This is a genomic window from Stenotrophomonas sp. YJH_SMC_79, from assembly GCF_059367995.1.
Genome location: NZ_JCAFRK010000001.1, coordinates 885,624 through 909,159 on the forward strand (window position 1 = coordinate 885,624; position 23,536 = coordinate 909,159).

Sequence of the window (23,536 nt, forward strand, 5' to 3'; positions counted from 1 at the left end):
CGGTGTTTTGCGCTGGATGGCGTAATAGCCCTGAAAGCCTTGGTGCCCGGAGCCGGAATCGAACCGGCATGGGGTTGCCCCCGGCGGATTTTAAGTCCGATGCGTCTACCAGTTTCGCCATCCGGGCCTGCAGCGCGGCGCCGATTGTAGCCCACCCGAGGCACGACAGCCGGGTTGTGCACGGAGCGGCGTGCTTAACTGTTATCCCTGTTCATGTCATAGTCCCAGCCATCGTTCCCAGGGGGGGAGCCACCCGATGTCGCTGCACGCGATTGCCTACGCCAGTGAGGCCCGCGCCGATCTGCGGACAACCGATCTTGATCGCCTGCTGGCCGATGCCACGGCCTTCAATCGTGTAGCCGGTGTCACCGGTGTGCTGATGTTTGATGGCAGCCGTTTCCTGCAGTATCTGGAAGGCCCCGAAGATGGCATCGATTCGGTGTTCCAGCGCATCGTCAATGCACGCAGCCATGCGCAGATGAAGGTGTTGTGCCGTGCGCCGGTGTTGCAGCGCGCATTTCCGCGCTGGTCGATGGGCACGCGGCGGATCGATGCGGACCTGCTGACCCAGATCGTTGACGCGGCGTGGCCGGGTTTCCTGCTGGGCAGTGGGGGTTTCGAGCGGCTGCTGCAGGCCTGGACCGGCGCCGACGGCGAGCTGGAACCCGCCGCGGTCGCGCTGGGCTCCTGAGCCCGCCTTGGCGGCGGGGTGCCGGGGCCGTTAGGCTGTAGCCTTCCTGGTGCGGGTTTTCCGGAGTGGTACAGCGAATGAGTGGGTCGGCCGAAGCCATGGCAGCGTATCTGCGATCGCATCCGTTGCACGGGATGTGCCGATGAGTGCGCCGGTTGCGGCGGCCAGCGCACCCCGGTTTGCGGTGATCGGCCTGGGCTACGTCGGCCTGCCGTTGGCGGTGGCGTTTGGCCGGCAGTGGCCGACCTTGGGCTTCGATATCGATGCCGGTCGCATCGCCGAGCTGCGCAGCGGCCAGGACCACACGCTGGAGATGGAAGCCGACGAGCTGGCCAGTGCGCAGCTGCTGCAGTACGGCAGCGATCCGGCACTGCTCGATGCCTGCAATGTCTACATCGTCACTGTGCCGACCCCGATCGATGCATACGAGCAGCCCGACCTGGAGCCCCTGCGTTCGGCAACACGGCTGATTGCCAGCCATCTTCGCGCGGGTGACCTGGTGATCTACGAATCCACGGTGTATCCCGGCACCACCGAAGAGGTCTGCGTGCCGCTGCTGGAGCAGGTCTCCGGACTGCGCTTCAACGAAGACTTCTACTGTGGCTACAGCCCGGAGCGGGTCAGTCCCGGCGACCGCCAGCGGCGCCTGGCCGACATCCGCAAGATCACCTCGGGCTCGACGCGCGAGGTCGCGGCGGTGATTGATGGCCTGTACCAGCGCATCATCGCCGCCGGTACCTTCCCAGCGCCGTCGATGCGTGTGGCTGAAGCGGCCAAGGTGGTGGAGAACATCCAGCGTGACGTCAACATCGCGCTGGTCAATGAGCTGGCACTGATCTTCGACCGGCTCGGCATCGACACCCAGGATGTGCTCGACGCCGCCGGCAGCAAGTGGAACTTCCTGCCATTCCGGCCGGGCCTGGTCGGCGGCCACTGCATTGGCGTGGACCCGTACTACCTGCTGCACAAGTCCGAGAGCGTGGGCTACCACCCGGACCTGATCCACACCGCGCGGCAGGTCAACAACCGCGTCGGCGAGCATGTGGCGTCGCGGGTGCTGGCAATGCTGGCCGAACGCGGCTGCGTAGCTGCGCAGTCGCGCATCCTGGTGCTGGGCGTGACCTTCAAGGAGGATTGCCCGGACCTGCGCAACAGCCGCGCGCTGGAGCTGGCGCAGCGCCTGCGCGATGCCGGTGCACAGGTGGAGGTCAGCGACCCGTGGGTCGGCCCGGCGGCATTGGCCGATGCGGGCGTGCACTGGCTGGCCGAGCCGCTGGCGGGGAGTTACGACGCCGTAGTTCTGGCAGTGGCCCATGCCCGATTCAAGGCCATGGATGACGCCGCGATCCGGGAGCTGCTGGCGCCCGGTGGCATCGTCTACGACGTGAAGTCGGTCTGGCCGCGCAACGTGGTTGACGATCGCTTGTAAGCCCGGGCAGCGAGCGGCGCGGTAGACTCGGGGGCAGTTGCAACCGAGGAAAGCCATGCACCGGTATATCGTCTACCTGCTCGCCATCCTGATGTTCCCGATATGCCTGTGGCTGGCCACGATCTGGCCGGCCTGGTATTGGGGCGTCGGCCTGACTGCCGCGATGGTGGCGCTGGGGACCTGGGACCTGCTGCAGAAGCGCAGCACGTTGCGCCGCAACTATCCGGTGATGGCGCATTTCCGCTATGGCCTGGAATCAATCGGCCCGGAGATCCGCCAGTACTTCGTGCAGAGCGACCTGGAGGACGTGCCGTTCTCGCGCCAGCAGCGTGCGCTGATCTACCAGCGCGCCAAGAACGAGATGGACACGGTGCCGTTCGGCACACTGCGCAGCACCTATGCGGTGGACTACGAGTGGATCAACCACTCGCTGGCGCCGACCGCCATTGCCAAGCACGATTTCCGCGTGTTGATCGGTGCGAACTGTGCAAAGCCCTATTCGGCCAGCGTGTTCAATATCTCGGCGATGAGTTTTGGCTCGCTGTCGGCCAACGCGATCCGCGCACTGAACGAGGGCGCGCGGCGCGGTGGCTTCTACCACGACACCGGCGAAGGTTCGATCTCGCCCTACCACCGCGAGATGGGCGGCGATCTGGTCTGGGAGATCGGCTCGGGCTACTTCGGTTGCCGTGACGAAAAGGGCGGTTTCAGCGAAGAGCGCTTTGTTGCCAATGCCACCCATGATCAGGTCAAGATGATCGAGATCAAGCTGTCGCAGGGCGCCAAGCCGGGCCACGGTGGTGTGCTGCCGGCGCCGAAGGTGACCGCCGAGATCTCGGTGACCCGTGGCGTGCCGATGGGCGTGGACTGCGTATCGCCGTCGCGTCACTCGGCATTCTCGACGCCGGTCGAGCTGTTGCAGTTCCTGGCCCGCCTGCGCGAGCTTTCCGGTGGCAAGCCGGTCGGTTTCAAGCTGGCGATCGGCCACCCGTGGGAGTGGTTCGGCATTGCCAAGGCGATGCAGGAAACCGGGTTGCTGCCGGATTTCATCGTGGTCGACGGCGCCGAGGGAGGCACCGGTGCGGCACCGGCCGAATTCGTCGACCATGTCGGCGTACCGATGCACGAAGCACTGCTGCTGGTGCACAACACCATGGTCGGCCTGGACCTGCGCGAGCGCATCCGCATCGGTGCGGCGGGCAAGATCACCAGTGCGTTCGACATCGCGCGCACCATCGCGCTCGGCGCCGACTGGTGCAACGCCGGCCGAGGCTTCATGTTCGCGCTGGGCTGCATCCAGTCGCTGAGCTGCCACACCGACAAGTGCCCGACCGGCATCGCCACCCAGGACCCGGCGCGCTGGAAGCACCTGGATGCGCCGGACAAGGCCACCCGGGTGTACAGCTATCATGAGCACACGCTGCATGCCTTGAAGGAACTGTTGTGCGCCGCGGGCCTGAACGATCCGGCCGAACTGGGGCCGGAGCACATCCTGCGTCGTGTTTCGCCTGTCGAGATCCGCTCGCTGGCCTCCCTCTACCGCTACCTGGAACCGGGCGAGCTGCTGCACAAAGTGCCCGACCATGCGGTGTTCCATGCGTTCTGGGCCGATGCGCGCAGCGATTCCTTCCAGCCCCCGCCGAAGATCCAGGCGCTGCGCGCCAGCAAGTCGCGATAACGTGTTGCTGTAGAGCCGAGCCCATGCTCGGCTGCTTCTCTCATCGCGATGTTGGAACGAAGATCAGCCGAGCATGGGCTCGGCTCTACAAGGAGGAGCTGTCATGCGGTTCAGGAGCGGCACCATCGATGACGTCGCCACGCTGTGGGCGCTGCGCACGCGTTGTGTGCGTGAAACCTGCAGCAGTCACTACCCTCCCGAGGTCATTGCGCCGTGGTCTGCCTCGCCGCCGCCGTCGCAGTACGCACGGCTGCTGGGGCAGGGCGGCTGTGTAGTGGCCGAGGACGGGCAGGGTGGCCTGCTTGGCTTCGGTGTGTTCGATGCCGATGCCAATGAAGTCGATGCGTTGTTCGTTGATCCTGATCGTGGCGGCCAGGGCATCGGCCAGGCGTTGATGCAACGCCTGCTGGCGATGGCCGATCGTGACCGTGAGGTGGTGCTGTCGGCGTCGCTCAACGCCGTGCCGTTCTATCAACGACAGGGGTTCATCAGCGTGAGCGAAAAGGCCTACCCGCATCCCAGTGGCGTGGCGCTGGCGTCGGTGAGCATGCGCCGGCCGTGGTGACCAGCGCGTAGAGCCGAGCCCACGCTCGGCTGCCTTTGATTCAAGCCGAGCATGGGCTCGGCTTTACATAGTGCAGTTCACCGCCCGGCCAACCACGCGATAGCACCTTCCGCAGCACGCAGGCCGCTGGCGTAGCACGCGGTCAACAGATAGCCACCCGTCGGTGCCTCCCAGTCCAGCATTTCGCCGGCGCAGAACACGCCGGGCAGTGCCCGCAGCATCAGGCCATCATCCAGCGCATCCAGGCGCACGCCACCGGCGGTGCTGATCACCTCGGCCATCGGCCGGGGACGCTGCAGGCGCAGCGGCAGGCGCTTGAGCGTAGCCGCCACGGCAGGCAGGTCGTTGCCGGCTTCTTTACCCAGAATCTCGAACACCAGTGCGGCTTTCACTGCATCAAGGCCGGCCTGGCGACGCAGGTGCTCGCCGAAGCTGCGGCCCTTGCGCGGGCGCGACAGGTCGGCCAGCAGGCGCGCCTCGTCGCGGCCCGGCACCAGGTCCAGCCACAGCATCGCGTGGCCATCGTGGTTGATGGTTTCGCGCAGGTCGGCGGCCAACGCGTAGATCAGGCTGCCTTCAATGCCGTACTCACTGGCCACGCACTCGCCCTGCAGAGCCTGCGGTTGTCCAGCCAGGTCGATCCAGTGCGCAACCACCGGCTTCAACGGTGCACCGGCATTGCGCTGGGCGAAGAACGGGGTCCAGTCCACGTCGAAACCGCAGTTGGCTGACTGCAGTGGTGCGATGTCCACACCACGCGCCCGCAGTGGCGCAACCCAGGCGCCGTCGCTGCCCAGCTGCGGCCAACTGCCGCCGCCTACCGCCAGTACCGTGGCATCGGGGTGGACATCGATTTCCCCCGCTTCGGTGGCAAAGCGCAGGGCGCCGTCATCGCTCCAGCCGATCCAGCGGTGGTTGGCATGCAGGCGCACACCCTGTTCCTTCAATCGGCGTACCCAGCCGCGCAGCAGCGGCGCTGCCTTGCGGTCGACCGGGAACACCCGGCCAGAGCTGCCCACGTAGGTCTCAACGCCGAAGCCTGCGGCCCAGTCACGCAGTGCCTGCGCGTCGAAGCCATCCAGCCAGCTGCCGACCACAGCGGCCTGCTCGCGATAGCGGCTGTCGAACAACGGCCGCGGATCGGAATGGGTGAGGTTGAGCCCGCCCTTGCCGGCGATCAGGAACTTGCGGCCGGGTGAACCCTTGGCCTCGTACAGGTCGACCTCCAGCCCAGCGGCGCGCAGGCGCTCGGCGGCGAACAGGCCGGCCGGGCCGCCGCCGATGACGGCGACCCGCTGGGGCAGTGCGGTATTACGGTTTGACATCGAGCAGCTCGACGTCGAACACCAGCGACGAGCCGGCCGGGATCGGGCCGACGCGGCGGTCGCCGTAGCCGTAGTCCGGCGGGATCATCAGGGTGCGCTTGCCGCCGACCTTCATGCCGGCCACGCCCTCATCCCAGCCGCGGATGACCTGGCCGGCGCCCAGCGCGAAGGTGAACGGTTCGCCACGGCTGACCGAGCTGTCAAAGGTCTTGCCGTGCTTGGTTTCGGTGCGGTTGTCGTAGATCCAGCCGGTGTAGTGCACGGTCACCTTGCTGCCGGAGACGGCTTCGGCGCCGGTGCCGGGCACGGTATCGATGCGCTCGAAGGTGGTCAGGGTGCCGCCCGGCGGTGGGCCCGAGGGCTCGGTGGAACAGCCAACGGCGGCGAGGGACAGCAGCAGGGGAAGCAGCAGGCGGCGCATCGGGCGTCTCCGGAAGGGCGCAGGGCGAGGGCGGCAAGGGTAGCGCATCGGCGCCGGGTATCATGGGGGCATGGCAAAACTCCTGCTCAATCTGCGCAATGTCGGCGACGACGAATATGCCGATGTCTGCACGCTGCTCGACCAGCACGGCATCGCCTGGTACCGCACCGAACCCAGCCCGTGGGGCATTTCCAATGGCGGCCTGTGGCTGCGCGAGGATGGCGATCATTCGCGTGCGAAGGCGCTGATGGCCGAGTACCAGGCCGAGCGCGGTCCTCGCATCCGCGCTGAGCGTGAGCAGGCATTGCGTGATGGCACCGCCGAGACCTTCGGCAGCCTGTTCCGGCGGCGGCCGGTGTACGTGGTTCTGGTGCTGCTGGCGATGGCCGGTGCGGCGGCGCTGGTGCTGCTGCCGTTCGTGCTGTTGCGGGGGTAGAGCGTTCGGCCGGGTTGCACCCGGCAACCGCGGTAGTGCCGGCCTCTGGCCGGCAACAGCAACAGCAACAGCAGGCATTCCGTGGGATGGCGTGGCGGTGTGGGTTTGCGGGGCCGCCGTGAACCCGTCCCTGGGGGCTTGGTCGCCGCATCCATGCGGCTCACACCCCGCAAATCCACACCGCCACGCCTTCGACAGTTTCACGCGATCTGCTGGCGCTGGGGGCGGATCCCTCCGATGCGCAGAGGGCTCTGACCGCTGAATCTGCAGATCTTCGATAGATCCACGCCACGGGTGGATGAACGTGAAAATCTGACCCTGGGGCGGTCTGGCGCTAAAATGGCGCAATGATCGCCAATACCGCTGCCTACCATTTCGCCGTCATCGACGCTCCCCAGGCCCTGTGCGACCAGTTGCTGGCGCGCGCCGAGGCGGCGCAGCTGCGGGGCACGATCCTGGTGGCGGGCGAGGGACTGAACCTATTCCTGGCGGGTGCGCCGGAAGCGGTCGAGGGCTTCTATGCGGCGCTGCGTGCCGATTCGCGCTTTTTCGACATGCGGGTCAAGACCAGCCTCAGCGAGCACCAGCCGTTCGCGCGGCTGAAGGCCAAGGTGAAGGACGAGATCATCAGCTTCCGCCGTGACGACGGTCAGCCGCTGGACTATCCGCGCGCGCCGGCGGTCGATCCGGCCACGGTGCAGCGCTGGTTGCGGCAGGGGCATGACGACGCGGGCAAGCCGGTGGTGATGCTCGATACGCGCAACCTGCAGGAAGTGGAGTACGGCACCTTCAAGGATGCGCTGGTGTTGCCCATCCACAAGTTCACCGACCTGCCCGAGGCGCTGGCGCCGCACCGCGAAGCGCTGAAGGACAGCACCGTGGTCAGTTTCTGCACCGGCGGCATCCGCTGCGAGAAGGCCGCGCTGTGGATGGTCAACGACGGCATGGACAACGTGCTGCAGCTCGAGGGCGGCATCCTCGGCTACTTCGAGGAAGTGGGCGGCGAGGGCTACGAGGGCCGTTGTTTCGTGTTCGACGAGCGCGTGGCGCTGGATGCCGAGTTGAAGCCGATGGTTGACCAGCCGCTGGCCGAGCCGCGCCCCAGCGCGTTCTGATGCTTCCCCGGTAGAGCCGGCCGCTGGCCGGCTGCCAGGGCACGTTGCCTGCCGGCCAGCGGCCGGCACTACCGGATCAAGCGCAGCCAGCCCTGAACCCGCCCCACGGGAATCAGCATCCCGCCACCGTCACTGGCCGCGGCGCCTGGCCGACCCCATGCATGGGGGATCCTGTGACGGAAAAACGCCTGATGATCCCGTTGTCGATCCTTGACCTGGCCCCGGTCTGCGAGGGCAGTGACACCACCGCTGCCTTCGCCAACATGCTGGAACTGGCCCAGCACGCCGATGCGCTGGGCTACCGCCGCTATTGGCTGGCCGAACACCACAACATGCCAGGCATCGCCAGCGCGGCCACCGCCGTGCTGATCGGCCACGTCGCCGGTGGCACAACGCGCATCCGCGTCGGTGCCGGCGGCATCATGCTGCCCAACCATGCGCCGCTGCAGGTGGCCGAGCAGTTCGGCACGCTGGCCTCGCTGTATCCGGACCGCATCGACCTCGGCCTGGGCCGTGCGCCGGGCACCGATCAGCCGACCGCGCGTGCATTGCGCCGCTATTTCGACAGCGCCGACCAGTTCCCGCAGGACGTGCGCGAGCTGCTGCACTACTTCGAGCCGGTGCAGCCCGGGCAGGCGGTGCAGGCAGTTCCAGGTGGTGGCCTGCGAGTGCCGACCTGGATCCTCGGGTCCAGCCTGTTCGGTGCGCGCATGGCCGCCTCGATGGGCCTGCCGTATGCGTTCGCCTCGCACTTCGCGCCCGACGTGATGGACGAAGCGCTGGCGGTGTACCGCCGCGAGTTCCGCCCCTCGGCCACGCTGAAACAGCCGCACGCGATGCTGGCCTTGAACGTTGTCGCCAGCGACAGCGAAGCCGAGTCGCGCCGCCTGTTCACCAGCCAGCAGCAGAGTTTCGTCAATCTGCGTCGTGGACGCCCGGGCAAGATTCCGGCGCCGATCGATGACATCGAATCGTTCTGGGAACCGCATGAAAAGCTGGGCGTGGAGCGGGCACTGGCCTGCACCGTGCTGGGCGATCCGCAGCAGGTGGCGGATGGCATCGCCGCCTTCGTTGAACGGCACAAGCCGGACGAGCTGATGCTCACCGCCAACCTGTATGACCATCGTGCACGCCTGCGCTCGTTCGAACTGACCATGCAGGCCTGGCACGCCCGCCACGCGGGCTGAACAATTGCGTCACGGCCCATTGCGGCCGAACCGCGTCTGATGGGGGCTCAAACAGAAGGAGCCCCCACATGGCCGACACCCGCGCCGAACACATCGCCCAGCTGGCAGAACTGATCAAGGACGTGGAGGTGGCGATGTTCACCACCACCGGCGTCGACGGACGGCTCTACAGCCGGCCGCTGGCCACCCAGCAGGTCACCTTCGACGGTGACCTGTGGTTCGTCATCACTGCCGACAGCCCGAAGGTGGCCGAGATCGCGCTCGATCCGCGCGTCAACGTGGCCTATGCCTCGCCATCGAAGAACACCTACGTGTCTGTGGCGGGGCGCGCGCGGGTTGTCGATGATCGCGCGAAGATCGAGGCGCTGTGGTCACCGGCGATGAAGCTGTTCTTCCCGGGCGGCAAGGACGACCCCAACCTTCGCTTGATTCATGTGCGCGCCGACTCGGCCGAGTACTGGGACGGGCCGGGCACGCTGCTGGGCACGGCGCTGAGTTTCGTGCTGTCGGCAGTGCAGGACGAACCGGCGGCGTTGGCCGACAATGGGTTCATCGATCTTCGGTGATGACCGATGTCCGGTATTGGTAGTGCCGGCCGCTGGCCGGCAAACCTGGAAACGTGGCAGCCGGCCAGCGGCCGGCTCTACCGGATTCCGGCTCAGAACCAGCGCTGGAACAGTTCCACCGTATAGCCCACCAGCTGCCCCGAACTGAAACCGAAGAAGGCGATTGCCGCCAGCGCCGCGATCCAGTTGAACAGCATCAGCGCGCCATCGCGCTCCAGCAGCGCCAGCGCGAACAGCAGCAACTGGAAGCCGAACAGGAAATTGGTGAACGGAATCGGCAGCGACAGCAGAACGCCCAGCAGCACCAGCAGCAGGCCGGTGAAGGCGTGGGCGGGCAGTGGTGTCAGCAGCCGCGGCAGGCGCGGCTTCAGCATCTTGTCCAGGCGCCGCAGCGGACGATCGATACGGTCGAGGAAGCGGTGCATGGTGCCGCGCTTCGGCCCGCGCCGGGCAATGAAGCCGGGCAGCCAGGGACGGCGCAGGCAGCACAGCATCTGCAGGCCGATCAGGATCACCAGCGGCCCGCTGACCGCACCGCCCATGCCCGGAATCGGAATGAACGACGGCAGGATCGCCACGAACAGGAACACGCCGAACGCGCTCTGCTGCAGGTTGCACAGGATCCGGCCAAGCGGCATGTGCTCGGCCGGATCACCGGAGGCAAACATCTCCAGCAGGGTGCGGATGCCCTCGTTGCGGTAGGTCGGGCGCTCGGCGTCCGGACCCTGGCCGGCCTCAGGCGGTGAGCTCATCGGCCTGCTCGTCGGACAACGTGCGCAGCAGCAGCTTGTCCACGCGCGCACCGTCGAGGTCGACCACTTCGAAGCGCCAGCCAGCCCAGTCGAAGTACTCGCCCGCGTGCGGAATGCGGCCGAAGTAATGGATGCACATGCCGGCCAGCGTGTAGTAGTCGCCGTCCTCGGCGTCGGGCAGGTCGTTGCTGCCGATCAGTTCGCGCACGTCTTCGATCGGCAGCGATCCGTCCACCAGCAGCGAGCCGTCTTCGCGGGTCACCACCAGCGCGTCCTCGTCGGCGTTCTCCACCGCCTGCAGACGACCAACCACTGCGCCCATCAGGTCGCTGATGGTCACCAGGCCCTGGATCTCGCCGTACTCGTCCACCACCAGTGCCATCGACTGCTGTTCCTCGCGGAAGATCTCCAGCAGCTTCATCGCGTGGGTCGATTCAGAAACGTACAGCGGCTCGCGCAGGGTCTGGAACAACGCGTTGTCACCGCGCGCCATGCGCGTGGCCAGCGATTTCAGTTCAAGCACGCCGACCACGTCCATGTCGTTGTCGCGGTACACCGGGTACCGGGAGAACTCGTGCTCGGCCATGATTTCCAGGTTGCGCTCCAGTCCGCCCTGGGTATCCAGCCAGGCGATGCGGTTGCGCGGGGTCATCAGGCTGTCGGCGGTGCGGTCACCCAGGCGCATGACGCGGTTCATCATGTCGCGCTCGTGGGCGTCGATCACGCCGGCCTCGTGGCTCTCGGCCACCAGCATGCGGATCTCTTCTTCAGTCACCGAGGCGACTTCATCCTTGCCCAGGCCGAACAGGCGCAGCACCAGCTGGGTGGTCTTGGACAGCAGCCAGACGAAGGGCAGGGCGAGCTTGGCCAGCCAGCTCATCGGCATCGCCACCAGGCCAGCGATGGCTTCCGAGCGGGTCAGTGCCAGGCGTTTGGGTACCAGTTCGCCGAAGATCAGCGTGATGAAGGTGATCAGGCTGACCGCCAGCGCGGTGCCGATGTTGCCGGCGTAAGCGAAGCCCGGCATCAGACCCTGGATCCAGCCGGCGAAGGCTTCGCCCAGCGCTTCACCACCGAGGTAGCCGGTCAGCACGCCGATCACGGTGATGCCGATCTGCACGGTGGACAGGAAGCTCTCCGGCTTCTCCGACAGTTCCAGCGCCTTGGCGGCGCGCTTGGAGGTGGCGGCCATCTGCTTCAGGCGGCTCTTGCGCGAAGTCATGACCGACATCTCGGACATGGCGAAGAAGCCGTTCAACAGAACAAGCGCGAAGACAATCAGGATCATTTCAAACACGGGCGTCGTCCCCGGTTGGTGGCAGGGAGGGCGGGTGCTTGCGATGGCGGCAGGCGCTCAGGAACGGGGTCCGGCGCGGCGCTGGGGGATAAGGGTCGTCGTCCATAGGGTGCGCCCGAAGGCGCGCTGGCATCTTAGCAAAGGGGCGTGGCAGGGTGGCAACCGCCTGTTCAGGTTGGGGGTCTCGATGCCCGGAAAGGGGGCGGGGATACCCGAGATGGTCATCTAGCCGTCATAATTCCGTCTGGTGCCGTCCTTCCCGCGACGGCTGACAGGTTTCTCAATGTTCTCTCTGCAGACCATTTTCGGTTCCGGCAAACAGTTCTACACCCTGCTCGATGAGGCTGCCGTCGCGGCCTCCGACGCCGCCAAGGCGCTGCATTCCATGCTGCGCGAGGCCGACCGCCAGCCCGCGCTGGACGCCTTCAAGCTGGCTCGCCTGCGCGAACGCGCGGCCTCGGACAAGATCAGCCAGGCGCTGGTGGACAGCTTCATGACCCCGATCGAGCGCGAAGACATCGAAGCGCTGGGCTCGGCCCTGTACAAGATTCCGAAGCAGATCGAGAAGTTCGCCGATCGCTATTCGCTGGCCACGACCCATCTGGAACACATCGACTTCGCGCCGCGCGCGGCGATGCTGGAACAGGCCGCCGGCGTGGTGGTGGAGATGGTGGCCGACCTGCGCCACATGAACCTGGACCGGATGACCGCGCTGAACGAGAAGCTGCGCTCGCTTGAGAACGAGGCCGACCGCCTGATGCTCGAGCTGTACCGCGACATCTATTCCGGCCGCCTGGACAACCTGCAGATGTTCCTGCTGAAGGAATTCTTCGAGATCCTGGAAAAGGCCATCGACCGCTGCCGCGAGGCCGGCGTGGTGGCGTACCAGATCGTGTTGAAGAACAGCTGACGGACGCCGCCGCATGTTGACCCTTGTCCTGGTGGTGATCCTGGCCGCGCTCGTCTTCGAGTTCATCAACGGCTTCCACGACACCGCCAACTCCATTGCCACCGTGGTGGCGACCAAGGTGCTCTCGCCCGGCTGGGCGGTGATGCTGGCCGCCTTCATGAACCTCATCGGCGCGCTGACTGGTACCGCGGTGGCGCTGACCATCGCGTCGGGCCTGCTCAACACCAACGTGGTCGACGTCACCCCGCAGGTGATCCTGTGCGCCCTGCTGGGCGGCATCATCTGGAACCTGATCACCTGGTGGAAGGGGCTGCCGTCGTCGTCCTCGCACGCCCTGATCGGTGGTCTCTGCGGCGCCGGCCTGGCCGCGGCCCACAACAACTGGGACGCGCTGATCTGGTCCGAGCGCCTGGGCAGCTGGGCGCAGAACAAGGGCCTGCTGTGGAAGGTGTTCGTGCCGATGATCACCTCGCCGATTGCCGGTTTCCTGCTCGGCATCGTGGTGATGGTGCTGCTGTGGGGCCTGATCGCCGGACTGGCCAAGATCGGTGGTGCCATCGGTCGCCTGGCCCGGCCGCGCATCGTCAATGCGTTCTTCGGCAAGGCCCAGATCGCCTCGGCGGCCTACATGGGCTTCGCCCACGGCCACAACGACGCGCAGAAGACCATGGGCATCATCGCCATGACCCTGATCGGAGCCGAAGCCACCGGTGCGCTGGATGACCTGCCGTCCTGGCTGGCCTTCATGCACCCGGATGCGCACGCCGGTGACGGCATCGCGATGTGGATCGTGCTGACCTGTGCGGTAGTGATGGCTGCCGGTACCGCCTCGGGCGGCTGGAAGATCATCAAGACCCTGGGCCACAAGATGGTCAAGCTGCACCCGATCCACGGCTTCGCCGCGGAGACCAGCTCGGCCACCATCCTGACCCTGGCCGCCCACTTCGGCATGCCGGTCTCGACCACGCACAGCATCTCCACCGCGATCATGGGTGTCGGCTTCGCCAAGAACCCGCGCTCGCTGAAGTTCGGCGTGATCGAACGCATCGTCTGGGCCTGGATCCTGACCATCCCGGCAGCCGGCGGCTGTGCGTACCTGATCCTGAAGCTGTTCGAGCTGTTCGGCTGGACCTGATCGCCACGCCAGGGTGCACACGAAAAAGCCCGCCGGATACCGGCGGGCTTTTTTCATGGGCAGAGAATTCTTCCGCACACCTCGTGTCGACCAAGGTCGACACCTACCAGAGCAGAAACAGGGATCCGATTCCGTGCCGACCAACGGTCGGCACCCACCAACATCAGCAGGAACCTGTGAGCGGCGGGGTGGGGTGGGGTTGCAGGACCGTTGGCGCCATGGATGGCGCCATCGAGCCCCCAGGGATGGGTTTACGGCGTGTCCTGCAACCCCACCCCACCTCGCTAGCCCACGGAAACCCTGCTTTTGACGTTGCCGTTGCAGTTGCCGTTGATCCAGCGGGTGCCGGGCCGCAGGCCCGGCCGAACCCCTCAATTACGTTGGAACAACGCCTGCACATCCTTGCGGAACGCCGCCTGGCTGTCCGCCCGGCTGTAGAACATGTGCCCACCCGGATAGCTTCTCACCTGCACGCGGTCCGGGTTGCTGCCCATCGTCGGCATCTGGTCCACCGTCAGGATCGACCCCATGAACGGGCACGACAGGTCATTCCAGCCGTGCACGATCAGCACCTGCAGGTGCGGGTCGATCGCCACCGCCTGGCGCAGCTGGGTCACCGCACCCTGGCGAAGGTCGCCGTTGCGGTCCCACAGCCGGTTCACGTCGTAATTCAGCGCCTGGTAGCGCGCATCCACCTTCCAGCCGACCACGCGCGTCACGAAGTCGACCATCGCGGTGGTGGTCGGCGCGATGATGCTGTCCAGCAGCGGATCGTTGGCGCGCTGCTCCGGATCGTTCGGGAACGGATCGAACGCAGTCACATTGGAATCGTAACGGCTGCCCAGCGTGCCCTTGTCGCGGAATACCTCGCGCAGGTAGGCCTGGGTTTCCAGGCGGCCACCGGCACGGCGCACGAACTGCGGGTCAAGCCCGGTCAGCTCGGTTACCCGGCGCAGCATCGCCTCGGTCGCCTGCGGGTCGCTGCGGCCCTTCATCAACGCGGTGGCGTAGTCGCCGCGGGTGTACTCGACCACCTCCTGCATCGCCGCATCGGTCAGCTTGCCCTGGCGCTCCAGGTGCGCTGCAGCGATCGACGGCAGCGTCTGCATCCACGCCATCGGCGAGACATCGGCGTTGTCTTCCAGGGTCGGGCTCAGGTAGGGCGAGACCAGCACGAGGCCGTTCATCGCCACGCCCAGCCGGGTCTGCAGGAAGTGGGTGATGCGCGGGCCACGGTAGCCACCGTAGCTCTCGCCGGTCAGGTATTTGCGCGACGCCATGCGCTGGTTGCGCAGCAGCCAGTCGTAGATCGAGCGTGACAGGTATTCGATGTCGGCACTGGGGTTGTACAGCGCCTTCTTGGCTTCGTCGTCGCCGATGCGTGCGCGGCTGAAGCCGGTGCCGACCGGATCGATGAACACCAGGTCGGTGAAGTCCAGCCAGGTGCCCGGGTTGTCGTGCAGGTTGGCCGGCGCCGATGCGCTGTCACCCTCGGAGCCGAAGGTCACCACCTTGGGCCCGATGGCACCCATGTTGAGGTACACCGACGATGCCCCGGGGCCGCCATTGAGGGCGAAGGTCACCGGCCGGTCCTTGCCCGGCATCGTGTAGGCGGTGAACACCACATCGGCGATCACCTTGCCCTTCTCGTCGCGCACCGGCAGGGTGCCCACGGTGGCGGTGTAGTCGAGGGTGCGGCCGGCCAGGCGCATGCTCTGGCGCGCCGACGCATCGGCGGGCAGTGCAGGGGCTTCGGTCCTGTCGTCTTTCGGATCGGGCTTGGCGTCGGCGTCAGGCGCGGCCAGCACGCTGGCTGGGGCGATGAGCAGGCCGACGCAGAGCGCGGCAGTGTGCAGCAGGGACTTCATGGCACCGGATCGGCAGCGGAAGGGGGTTCCGATGCTAGGCTGGTGACGGGCCATGCCGTATGTGTCCAAAGGCATGGCCGCGCGTCGAGGCCGCCACTGGCCAGATTGGGTCAAGCGGGCAGGGTCGCTGCCGCGTCGTCGTCGGCCAGCAGGCCATAGACGGCCGAGTCGGCCAGTTCTCCCTGGATGCGCCAGCGCTGGCGCAGCACCCCCTCGCGGTGGAAGCCCAGGCGTTCCAGTACGTGCACGGACGGAGCGTTGCGCGGGTCGATCTCGGCTTCCACGCGATGCAGGTGCAGGGTCCGGAACAGATAGCCCAGCATCTGCTGCAGGGCCTCATGCATGTATCCCTGGCCCTGGCGGTCGGGTGCCAAGAGATAGCCGATCTCGGCGCGCATGGCCTCGCGATCAATGGCGAACGCAACGCAGATGCCCAGCAGTGGGCCGTTGGGTGATTCGCGCACGGCCAGCTTCAACTGGGTACCGATGGCGTGCGCAGCAAGATCGTCGTCGATCTGTTCGCGGGCTTCGGCCGGACGCGTCCAGGCCGGGTGGTTCCACCAGCGCATCACGTCCGGATTGGATTGCAGCGTGAACAACGCGGCCGCGTCGTCACGGCGGATCGGGCTCAGCACCAACCGCGCGCTGTGCAGCGGCAGGGCGGGGAACAGCAACGAGTGGCTGGCCAATACGATGGTCCACACGGGTGGACGCGCATTATGGCGCCGCCGGGTTTGCCGATGGCGGCGGGATGGCTCCGGAGCGGATGGGGTCGGATCCCTTTCCGCAGGAAAGGGATCCGACCCCGCTCAGGATCAGACTTCCAGGGAGGCGAGGTCGCCCTTCGACTCCAGCCAGCCCTTGCGGTCGGAGGCGCGCTTCTTGGCCAGCAGCATGTCCATCAGCGAACTTGTCTGTTCGCGATCATCCACGGTCAGCTGCACCAGGCGGCGCGTATCCGGGTGGATGGTGGATTCACGCAGCTGCGGCGGGTTCATCTCGCCCAGGCCCTTGAAGCGGGTCACGTTGATGGCGCCCTTGATCTTCTCGCGTTCGATCTTGTCCAGCATCGAGCGCTTTTCTTCCTCGTCCAGGGCATAGAACACCTGCTTGCCCACGTCGATGCGGAACAGCGGCGGCATCGCCACGAACACGTGGCCGGCATCGACCAGCGCCGGGAAGTGCTTCAGGAACAGCGCGGTCAGCAGCGTTGCGATGTGCAGGCCGTCGGAGTCCGCGTCGGCCAGGATGATGACCTTGCCGTAGCGCAGGCCGCTGATGTCGTCCTTGCCCGGGTCGCAGCCGATGGCGATGGCCAGGTTGTGCACTTCTTCCGAGGCCAGCACGCTGTTGGACGAGACTTCCCAGGTGTTCAGGATCTTTCCGCGCAACGGCATGATGGCCTGGAAGTCCTTGTCGCGGGCCTGCTTGGCGCTGCCGCCAGCCGAATCACCTTCCACAAGGAACAGCTCGGTACGGGACAGGTCCTGGCTGATGCAGTCGGCCAGCTTGCCGGGCAGGGCCGGGCCCTGGGTGACCTTCTTGCGGACGACCAGCTTCTCGGTCTTCAGGCGCGCGCTGGCGCGCTCGATGGCGATCTGCGCGATCTTCTCGCCCAGCTCCACGTTCTGGTTCAACAGCAGGCTGAAGGCATCGTGGGCCGCGCCTTCAACGAAACCGGCCGCCTGGCGCGAGGACAGGCGTTCCTTGGTCTGGCCGCTGAACTGCGGGTCGGTCATCTTCAGCGACAGCACGAACGACACGCGGTCCCACACGTCTTCCGGGGCCAGCTTGACGCCACGCGGCAGCAGGTTACGGAAGTCGCAGAACTCGCGCAGCGCCTCGGTCAGGCCGGTACGCAGGCCGTTGACGTGGGTGCCGTGCTGCGCGGTGGGAATCAGGTTGACGTAGCTTTCCTGTACCAGCTCGCCTTCCGGCAGCCAGGCCACGGCCCAGTCCACCACCTCGGTGTCCTTCTTGAGGTTGCCGACGAACAGGTCGGCCGGCAGCGATTCGCGCTCGCCCAGTTCCAGCTTCAGGTAATCGCGCAGGCCGTCTTCGTAGTACCAGGTGTCGACTTCGCCGGTGGCCTCGTCGGTCAGCTTGACGGTCAGGCCAGGGCACAGCACGGCCTTGGCGCGCAGCAGGTGCTTGAGCGCGCGCACCGCGAACTTGGGCGTGTCGAAGTACTTCGGGTCCGGCCAGAAGCGCACGCGGGTACCGGTGTTTTTCTTGCCGACGGTACCGACCACTTCCAGCGGGGTGGCGCGGTCGCCGTTGCGGAAGGTGATGCGGTGCTCGGCTCCTTCCCGCTTGATGTGTACTTCCACCAGGGTCGACAGCGCGTTGACCACGCTGACGCCGACGCCGTGCAGGCCGCCGGAGAAGGTGTAGTTGTTGTTGCTGAACTTGCCGCCCGCATGCAGGCGGGTGAGGATCAGCTCGACACCCGGGATCTTTTCTTCCGGATGGATGTCCACCGGCATGCCGCGGCCGTCATCGCTGACCTCCACGCTGCCGTCCTTGTACAGGGTGATCTCGATCGAGCGGGCGTGGCCGGCGAGGGCCTCGTCCACCGAGTTGTCGATCACTTCCTGCGCCAGGTGGTTCGGGCGCGCGGTGTCGGTATACATGCCGGGACGGCGCTTGACCGGGTCAAGGCCGGACAGGACTTCAATATCGGCGGCGTTATAGCGGGCGTTCATCTATCTTCTAAAGCGCGGAGCGACGCGCAAGTGTGCGGTCTGTGCGGCGAATTTGCACGCCTGCGGTTCAGCCTCGGCGACGGGGAGGGGGTAAAATGGCAGCCGCTGGAATCTGAACGCCGGCGACCCCCGTTGGGTCGAAACATCCAAGCCATACCGCGAGGAGGACCTCATGAAGAAGTTGCTGACCATTGCGATCCTGGCCGCTGCCGCCGTTGCAGTGCCGCTGGTGGTGGCGCAGAACGCCGGCCAGCCGGCCCCGCAGCAGGGTGACCAGGCCGACAAGGCCCAGGCCGAAGCCGATGCCAAGGCCAAGCGCCGCGCCCAGGCCAATGCCGAGATGAAGGCGCAGGGCCAACCGGCCCCGCAGCAGGAAGAGGAAGAAGAGGCGAGGAAGAAGAAGTAATCCTTCCACCCTCCGAAGCCCTTGCCGCAAGGGATTCGCCCCCCGACGCCCCGCCCAGCGGGGCGTTTCTTTTGTGTGATGGCCGCAACTGCCTCTTGGGTTGGCGGCCATCAATCTGTAAACTATGGCTTTCCGGGAGTAAGTGCGTGTCCACCCTTTGCGAATGGGCTGGCACGACCATGCGTGGTCGCCAGCAATGCGGGTCGCAGGTGACGGTCGATATGACCGGCACGGCCGCCCCGACCTCGCAGGGTGGTCCCCGTCCGGCGCCTGCCGCCGCACGGCCCAGCACCTCCCTCGCTGCCCCAGCGAACCGGAAAACCCCCTTCAAGCTCCATGCCCGCCCTCCGGGTGCGCGTGGTGCTGCCGTTTTCCATTTCCAGACAGGATGCTTGCAGCCATGACTCCCTTGATTTTCGTAACCGGCGGCGTGGTGTCCTCGCTCGGCAAAGGCATTGCCGCCGCGTCGCTGGCCGCCATTCTCGAAGCCCGTGGCCTGAAGGTCACGATGATGAAGCTCGACCCGTACATCAACGTCGACCCCGGCACCATGAGCCCGTTCCAGCACGGTGAGGTCTACGTCACCGACGACGGCGCCGAGACCGACCTCGACCTGGGCCACTACGAGCGCTTCGTGCGCACCCGGCTGAGCCGCAAGAACTCGGTCACTACCGGCCGCATCTACGAGAACGTGATCCGCAAGGAGCGCCGCGGCGACTACCTGGGCGCAACCGTGCAGGTCATTCCGCACATCACCGACGAGATCCGCCGCTGCATTGACGAAGCCACCGAAGGCTATGACGTGGCCCTGGTCGAGATCGGCGGTACCGTCGGCGACATCGAGTCGCTGCCGTTCCTGGAAGCGATCCGCCAGGTGCGCACCGAGCGTGGCCCGGAGAAGGCGCTGTTCATGCACCTCACCCTGGTGCCGTACATCGGTGCCGCCGGTGAGCTGAAGACCAAGCCGACCCAGCACTCGGTGAAGGAACTGCGCTCGATCGGCATCCAGCCGGACGTGCTGCTGTGCCGTTCCGAGCAGGCGGTGCCGGATTCTGAGCGCCGCAAGATCGCCCAGTTCACCAACGTCTCCGAGCGCGCCGTGATCAGCGTGCCGGATGTGGACGTGCTGTACCGCATTCCGTCGGGCCTGCATGCACAGGGCCTGGACGAGATCGTGGTCAACCAGCTGAAGCTGGCTGACAAGGTCGGTCCGGTCGACCTGTCGATGTGGGAAGACGCGGTCGACGCGACCCTGCATCCGCTGGACGAAGTGACCATCGCCGTGGTCGGCAAGTACGTCGATCACCAGGACGCCTACAAGTCGGTCGGCGAAGCCCTCAAGCACGGCGGCCTGCGCCAGCGCACCAAGGTCAACCTGAAGTGGCTGGAAGCACAGGACCTGGAAGGCACCGACATGGCTGCACTGGCCGATGTCGACGGCATCCTGGTGCCGGGTGGCTTCGGTGACCGTGGTTTCGAAGGCAAGGTGCTGACCTCGAAGTTCGCCCGCGAGCAGCAGGTGCCGTACTTCGGTATCTGCTACGGCATGCAGGCGGCCGTGGTCGACTACGCGCGCAACGTGGTGGGCCTGGAAGGTGCCAACAGCACCGAGAACGATCGCCAGTCGCCGAACCCGGTGATCGGCCTGATCACCGAATGGCGCACCGCCACCGGTGATGTCGAGAAGCGCGACGACAAGAGCGACCTCGGCGGTACCATGCGCCTGGGCCTGCAGGAACAGCGCCTGAAGCCGGGCACGCTGGCCCGCGAGCTGTACGGCAAGGACGTCGTCGCCGAGCGCCATCGCCACCGTTACGAGTTCAACAACCGTTACCGCACCCAGCTGGAAGATGCTGGCCTGGTGATCGCCGGCAAGTCGATGGACGACACTCTGGTGGAAGTGGTCGAACTGCCGCGCGACGCGCATCCGTGGTTCCTGGCCTGCCAGGCGCATCCGGAATTCCTGTCCACGCCGCGTGATGGCCACCCGCTGTTCATCGGTTTCATCCGCGCCGCGCGTGAGCGCAAGGCCGGTGGCAAGCTGCTTTCCGCAGCGCGCGCCTGACTTGTGAATGGGGGCTTCGGCCCCCATCCTGCATGCTTCAACCCCCAGCGCACCGGCCCTGCCGGTGATGCGGACAACAAGGAAACGCCATGAAACTGTGTGGATTCGAGGTCGGGCTGGACCAGCCCCTGTTCCTGATCGCCGGCCCCTGCGTGATCGAGTCGATGCAGCTGCAGCTCGATACCGCCGGCAAGCTGAAGGAGATCACCGACAAGCTCGGCGTCAACTTCATCTTCAAGTCCAGCTTCGACAAGGCCAACCGCACCTCGGGCACCGCGTTCCGCGGCCCGGGCATGGAAGAGGGCCTGAAGGTCCTCGCCGAGGTCAAGAAGCAGATCGGCGTGCCGGTGCTGACCGACGTCCACGAATACACCCCGATGGATGAAGTGGCTTCGGTGGTGGACGTGCTGCAGACCCCGGCGTTCCTGGTCCGCCAGACCGACTTCATCCGCAAGGTGTGCTCGGCCGGCAAGCCGGTCAACATCAAGAAGGGCCAGTTCCTGGCGCCGTGGGACATGAAGCCGGTCGTGGAGAAGGCCAAGGCCACCGGCAACGAGCAGATCATGGTCTGCGAGCGTGGTGCCAGCTTCGGCTACAACAACCTGGTCAGCGACATGCGTTCGTTGGCGGTGATGCGCGATACCGGTTGCCCGGTGGTGTTCGACGCCACCCATTCGGTGCAGCTGCCGGGCGGGCAGGGCACCAGTTCCGGTGGCCAGCGTGAGCACGTGCCGGTGCTGGCCCGTGCCGCCGTGGCGGTGGGCATCTCCGGCCTGTTCGCCGAGACCCATCCGGACCCGTCCAAGGCCCTGTCCGACGGCCCCAATGCGTGGCCGCTGGACCAGATGGAAGCCCTGCTCGAGACCCTGATGGAACTCGACGCAGTGACCAAGAAGCACGGCTTCTCGCGCTTCGCGTGAGTCGTGACCCATGGCTGGCGCTGGAAACCCAGCGTCACCGCCGGCACTGGAAGCAGTGGCCGTGGGGCCTGATCGCACTGGGCCTGGCCGTGCTGTTCACCGTGGGCATGTTCGGCCTGGTGCTGATCGGTGCCGCGTCCGTGCGGCCACCCGGTGATGGCAGCAGCGCACTCGATCTGCGGGCGTACTTCATCGCGCTGATGGTCGCGGAGTTGGTAGCGGCCGTAGGCTGCGTCGCCGCGGCCGTACTGGCCTGGCGCCTGAACCGTGGCAAGGTGGCCGCCGGCCTGGCGATCATCCTGCTGTCGCTGTGGTTCGGCGCCCTGTTCTACGGATTGCTTTGATGAATACGAGCACATCGGTGCGTGGCTGGCACTGGGGCCTGATCGCCCTGGGGCTGTCCGTGTTGACCTGGATCGCTCTGGTGGTGGGCGTGCTGGCCTTCACGTCCGGTTTCCGGCCACCAGGGGACGGAAACAGCGGCGTGGAGGCCACGCAGTGGTGGATGCTGGGCGCGCTGGTCACGATGGTGCTGTCCTTCCTGGGCTGCCCGGTGGCGATGGTGCTGGCCTGGCGCCGGCAGCGTGGCCCCATCCTGGCGGCGATTGCCGGTGCATTGCTGGTGATGCTGGTATCGATGGTCCTGATCGTGATCGGGTCCAGCTGGGGCTGAAGCCGCCTGCGCCATTTGGCAAGTGGCGGGCAGCCGGGGATAATCACGCGGCATTCGTTTTGTCGCCCCCTCTCCATACAGGTAACCGGCCCGACCATGAGTACGATCCGCAGCATCCACGCCCGTGAAATCCTCGACAGCCGTGGCAACCCCACGCTGGAAGCCGAAGTCATCCTGGAGGACGGTTCGTTCGGTCGTGCCGCGGTTCCCTCTGGCGCCTCGACCGGCACCAAGGAAGCGGTCGAGCTGCGTGACGGCGACAAGACCCGTTACCTGGGCAAGGGCGTGCGCAAGGCCGTCGACAACGTCAACACCACCATTGCCAATGCGCTGAAGGGCTTCGAGGCCACCGACCAGGACGGCCTCGACCGTCGCCTGATCGACCTCGATGGCACCGAGAACAAGGGCCGCCTGGGCGCCAACGCGCTGCTGGGTGTTTCGATGGCCGCCGCGCACGCCGCCGCCGCATCGAGCAAGCAGGCACTGTGGCAGTACCTGGCCGCCAGGACCGGCGTGACCCCGTCGCTGCCGGTGCCGATGATGAACATCATCAACGGCGGCGCGCACGCCGACAACAACGTCGACTTCCAGGAATTCATGGTGCTGCCGGTGGGCTTCACCTCGTTCTCCGAAGCGCTGCGCGCCGGTACCGAGATCTTCCATTCGCTGAAGTCGGTGCTGAAGGGCCACGGCCTGAGCACGGCGGTGGGCGACGAAGGCGGCTTCGCGCCGGACTTCCGCAGCAACGTCGAAGCGCTCGACACCATCCTCGAAGCGATCGGCAAGGCGGGCTACACCGCCGGTGAAGACGTGCTGCTGGGCCTGGACGTGGCCTCCAGCGAATTCTTCGAGAACGGCAAGTACAACCTGGTGGGCGAGAACAAGCGCCTGACCTCCGAGCAGTTCGTCGACTTCCTCGCCGACTGGGCCGCGCAGTACCCGATCATCACCATTGAAGATGGCCTGGCCGAGAATGACTGGGCGGGCTGGAAGCTGCTGACCGACCGCATCGGCAAGAAGGTGCAGCTGGTCGGCGACGACCTGTTCGTGACCAACCCGAAGATCTTCCAGGAAGGCATCGACTCGGGCACCGCCAATGCGATCCTGATCAAGGTCAACCAGATCGGCACCCTGAGCGAAACCCTGGAAGCGATCGCCATGGCCGATCGCGCCGGCTATGCCGCCGTGGTCTCGCACCGTTCGGGCGAAACCGAAGACACCACCATCGCCGACATCGCCGTGGCCACCACCGCCACGCAGATCAAGACCGGCTCGCTGTGCCGCAGCGATCGCGTGGCCAAGTACAACCAGCTGCTGCGCATCGAGGAAGCCCTCGGTGCCGGCGCGCGTTACGCCGGTCGTGACGCGTTCGTTTCGCTGAAGCGCTGAGCC

23 protein-coding genes and 1 tRNA gene are annotated in these 23,536 nt (G+C 66.2%); 16 read left to right on the top strand and 8 right to left on the bottom strand.

Annotation, left to right across the window (positions count from 1 at the left end):
• Positions 1–40: 40 nt before the first annotated feature.
• Positions 41–127, bottom strand: a tRNA-Leu gene (locus AC5P57_RS04505).
• Between the two features lie 129 nt (positions 128–256).
• On the opposite strand from AC5P57_RS04505, the gene AC5P57_RS04510 reads away from it, so the two are divergent.
• The 4 genes from AC5P57_RS04510 to AC5P57_RS04525 all read left to right on the top strand — a co-directional run bounded on the left by AC5P57_RS04510 (position 257) and on the right by AC5P57_RS04525 (position 4,363).
• Positions 257–691, top strand: a complete 435-nt coding sequence (locus AC5P57_RS04510) for a BLUF domain-containing protein (protein WP_099552647.1) — start codon at positions 257–259, stop codon at positions 689–691.
• A 142-nt stretch (positions 692–833) separates the two neighbouring features.
• Positions 834–2,120, top strand: a complete 1,287-nt coding sequence (locus tag AC5P57_RS04515; RefSeq protein ID WP_099552646.1) for a nucleotide sugar dehydrogenase — start codon at positions 834–836, stop codon at positions 2,118–2,120.
• Positions 2,121–2,175: 55 nt separating this feature from the next.
• Positions 2,176–3,798, top strand: coding sequence for an FMN-binding glutamate synthase family protein (locus AC5P57_RS04520; protein ID WP_099552645.1), 1,623 nt, complete (start codon positions 2,176–2,178; stop codon positions 3,796–3,798).
• A gap of 103 nt (positions 3,799–3,901) precedes the next feature.
• Positions 3,902–4,363, top strand: coding sequence for a GNAT family N-acetyltransferase (locus AC5P57_RS04525; RefSeq protein ID WP_099552644.1), 462 nt, complete (start codon positions 3,902–3,904; stop codon positions 4,361–4,363).
• A 77-nt stretch (positions 4,364–4,440) separates the two neighbouring features.
• On the opposite strand, the gene AC5P57_RS04530 is transcribed toward AC5P57_RS04525, so the two are convergent.
• Together AC5P57_RS04530 and AC5P57_RS04535 are read right to left on the bottom strand one after the other, a co-directional pair.
• Positions 4,441–5,688 (bottom strand): TIGR03862 family flavoprotein, encoded by a 1,248-nt coding sequence (locus AC5P57_RS04530; RefSeq protein ID WP_099552643.1) that lies wholly within the window; start codon positions 5,686–5,688, stop codon positions 4,441–4,443.
• Positions 5,675–6,109, bottom strand: a complete 435-nt coding sequence (locus AC5P57_RS04535; protein ID WP_088025589.1) for an FKBP-type peptidyl-prolyl cis-trans isomerase — start codon at positions 6,107–6,109, stop codon at positions 5,675–5,677. The genes AC5P57_RS04530 and AC5P57_RS04535 overlap by 14 nt, the downstream gene beginning before the upstream one ends.
• Positions 6,110–6,179: 70 nt before the next feature.
• Between AC5P57_RS04535 and AC5P57_RS04540 the strand changes: the two genes are divergently transcribed.
• The 4 genes from AC5P57_RS04540 to AC5P57_RS04555 all read left to right on the top strand — a co-directional run bounded on the left by AC5P57_RS04540 (position 6,180) and on the right by AC5P57_RS04555 (position 9,413).
• Positions 6,180–6,545 (top strand): DUF6164 family protein, encoded by a 366-nt coding sequence (locus AC5P57_RS04540; protein ID WP_099552642.1) that lies wholly within the window; start codon positions 6,180–6,182, stop codon positions 6,543–6,545.
• A 347-nt stretch (positions 6,546–6,892) separates the two neighbouring features.
• Positions 6,893–7,660, top strand: a complete 768-nt coding sequence (locus AC5P57_RS04545) for a sulfurtransferase (protein WP_099552641.1) — start codon at positions 6,893–6,895, stop codon at positions 7,658–7,660.
• Between the two features lie 191 nt (positions 7,661–7,851).
• Entirely contained in the window at positions 7,852–8,847 is a 996-nt protein-coding gene (locus tag AC5P57_RS04550; protein WP_099552640.1) for an LLM class flavin-dependent oxidoreductase, read from the top strand.
• A 68-nt stretch (positions 8,848–8,915) separates the two neighbouring features.
• Positions 8,916–9,413, top strand: a complete 498-nt coding sequence (locus AC5P57_RS04555; protein ID WP_099552639.1) for a pyridoxamine 5'-phosphate oxidase family protein — start codon at positions 8,916–8,918, stop codon at positions 9,411–9,413.
• Positions 9,414–9,505: 92 nt separating this feature from the next.
• On the opposite strand, the gene AC5P57_RS04560 is transcribed toward AC5P57_RS04555, so the two are convergent.
• Both AC5P57_RS04560 and AC5P57_RS04565 read right to left on the bottom strand, forming a co-directional pair.
• On the bottom strand, positions 9,506–10,165 hold the full coding sequence (locus AC5P57_RS04560) for an exopolysaccharide biosynthesis protein (protein ID WP_099552638.1): 660 nt from the start codon (positions 10,163–10,165) through the stop codon (positions 9,506–9,508).
• Positions 10,149–11,453, bottom strand: a complete 1,305-nt coding sequence (locus AC5P57_RS04565) for a hemolysin family protein (protein ID WP_099552637.1) — start codon at positions 11,451–11,453, stop codon at positions 10,149–10,151. The genes AC5P57_RS04560 and AC5P57_RS04565 overlap by 17 nt, the downstream gene beginning before the upstream one ends.
• Before the next feature lie 292 nt (positions 11,454–11,745).
• Between AC5P57_RS04565 and AC5P57_RS04570 the strand changes: the two genes are divergently transcribed.
• Both AC5P57_RS04570 and AC5P57_RS04575 read left to right on the top strand, forming a co-directional pair.
• Positions 11,746–12,372, top strand: a complete 627-nt coding sequence (locus AC5P57_RS04570; protein WP_004152833.1) for a DUF47 domain-containing protein — start codon at positions 11,746–11,748, stop codon at positions 12,370–12,372.
• A 13-nt stretch (positions 12,373–12,385) separates the two neighbouring features.
• A complete protein-coding gene (locus AC5P57_RS04575) occupies positions 12,386–13,507 on the top strand; it encodes an inorganic phosphate transporter (protein ID WP_099552636.1) in 1,122 nt (373 codons plus the stop codon).
• A gap of 371 nt (positions 13,508–13,878) precedes the next feature.
• Here the strand turns inward: AC5P57_RS04575 and AC5P57_RS04580 are convergent, their stop codons facing one another.
• From AC5P57_RS04580 to parE, 3 genes are all read right to left on the bottom strand, one after another.
• Positions 13,879–15,375, bottom strand: a complete 1,497-nt coding sequence (locus tag AC5P57_RS04580) for a S10 family peptidase (protein WP_262236364.1) — start codon at positions 15,373–15,375, stop codon at positions 13,879–13,881.
• Between the two features lie 110 nt (positions 15,376–15,485).
• Positions 15,486–16,064 carry a GNAT family N-acetyltransferase gene (locus AC5P57_RS04585; RefSeq protein ID WP_262236392.1) on the bottom strand — a complete coding sequence of 193 codons (579 nt, stop codon included), beginning with the start codon at positions 16,062–16,064 and terminating at the stop codon, positions 15,486–15,488.
• A gap of 126 nt (positions 16,065–16,190) precedes the next feature.
• Entirely contained in the window at positions 16,191–18,080 is a 1,890-nt protein-coding gene (parE, locus tag AC5P57_RS04590) for a DNA topoisomerase IV subunit B (RefSeq protein WP_049429545.1), read from the bottom strand.
• Positions 18,081–18,252: 172 nt separating this feature from the next.
• On the opposite strand from parE, the gene AC5P57_RS04595 reads away from it, so the two are divergent.
• From AC5P57_RS04595 to eno, 6 genes are all read left to right on the top strand, one after another.
• Positions 18,253–18,486: a hypothetical protein gene (locus tag AC5P57_RS04595; protein WP_049429546.1), complete on the top strand. Its 234-nt coding sequence runs from the start codon at positions 18,253–18,255 to the stop codon at positions 18,484–18,486.
• Positions 18,487–18,886: 400 nt separating this feature from the next.
• A complete protein-coding gene (gene pyrG, locus AC5P57_RS04600) occupies positions 18,887–20,551 on the top strand; it encodes a CTP synthase (protein ID WP_099551456.1) in 1,665 nt (554 codons plus the stop codon).
• Positions 20,552–20,640: 89 nt separating this feature from the next.
• Complete coding sequence (gene kdsA, locus AC5P57_RS04605) at positions 20,641–21,471, top strand: 3-deoxy-8-phosphooctulonate synthase (RefSeq protein WP_019338187.1); 831 nt, start codon at positions 20,641–20,643, stop codon at positions 21,469–21,471.
• Positions 21,468–21,815, top strand: coding sequence for a hypothetical protein (locus AC5P57_RS04610; protein WP_262236366.1), 348 nt, complete (start codon positions 21,468–21,470; stop codon positions 21,813–21,815). The genes kdsA and AC5P57_RS04610 overlap by 4 nt, the downstream gene beginning before the upstream one ends.
• Entirely contained in the window at positions 21,815–22,144 is a 330-nt protein-coding gene (locus AC5P57_RS04615) for a hypothetical protein (RefSeq protein ID WP_262236367.1), read from the top strand. Before AC5P57_RS04610 ends, AC5P57_RS04615 begins: the two co-directional genes overlap by 1 nt.
• Positions 22,145–22,240: 96 nt before the next feature.
• Entirely contained in the window at positions 22,241–23,533 is a 1,293-nt protein-coding gene (gene eno, locus AC5P57_RS04620; protein ID WP_099551453.1) for a phosphopyruvate hydratase, read from the top strand.
• Positions 23,534–23,536: the final 3 nt, after the last annotated feature.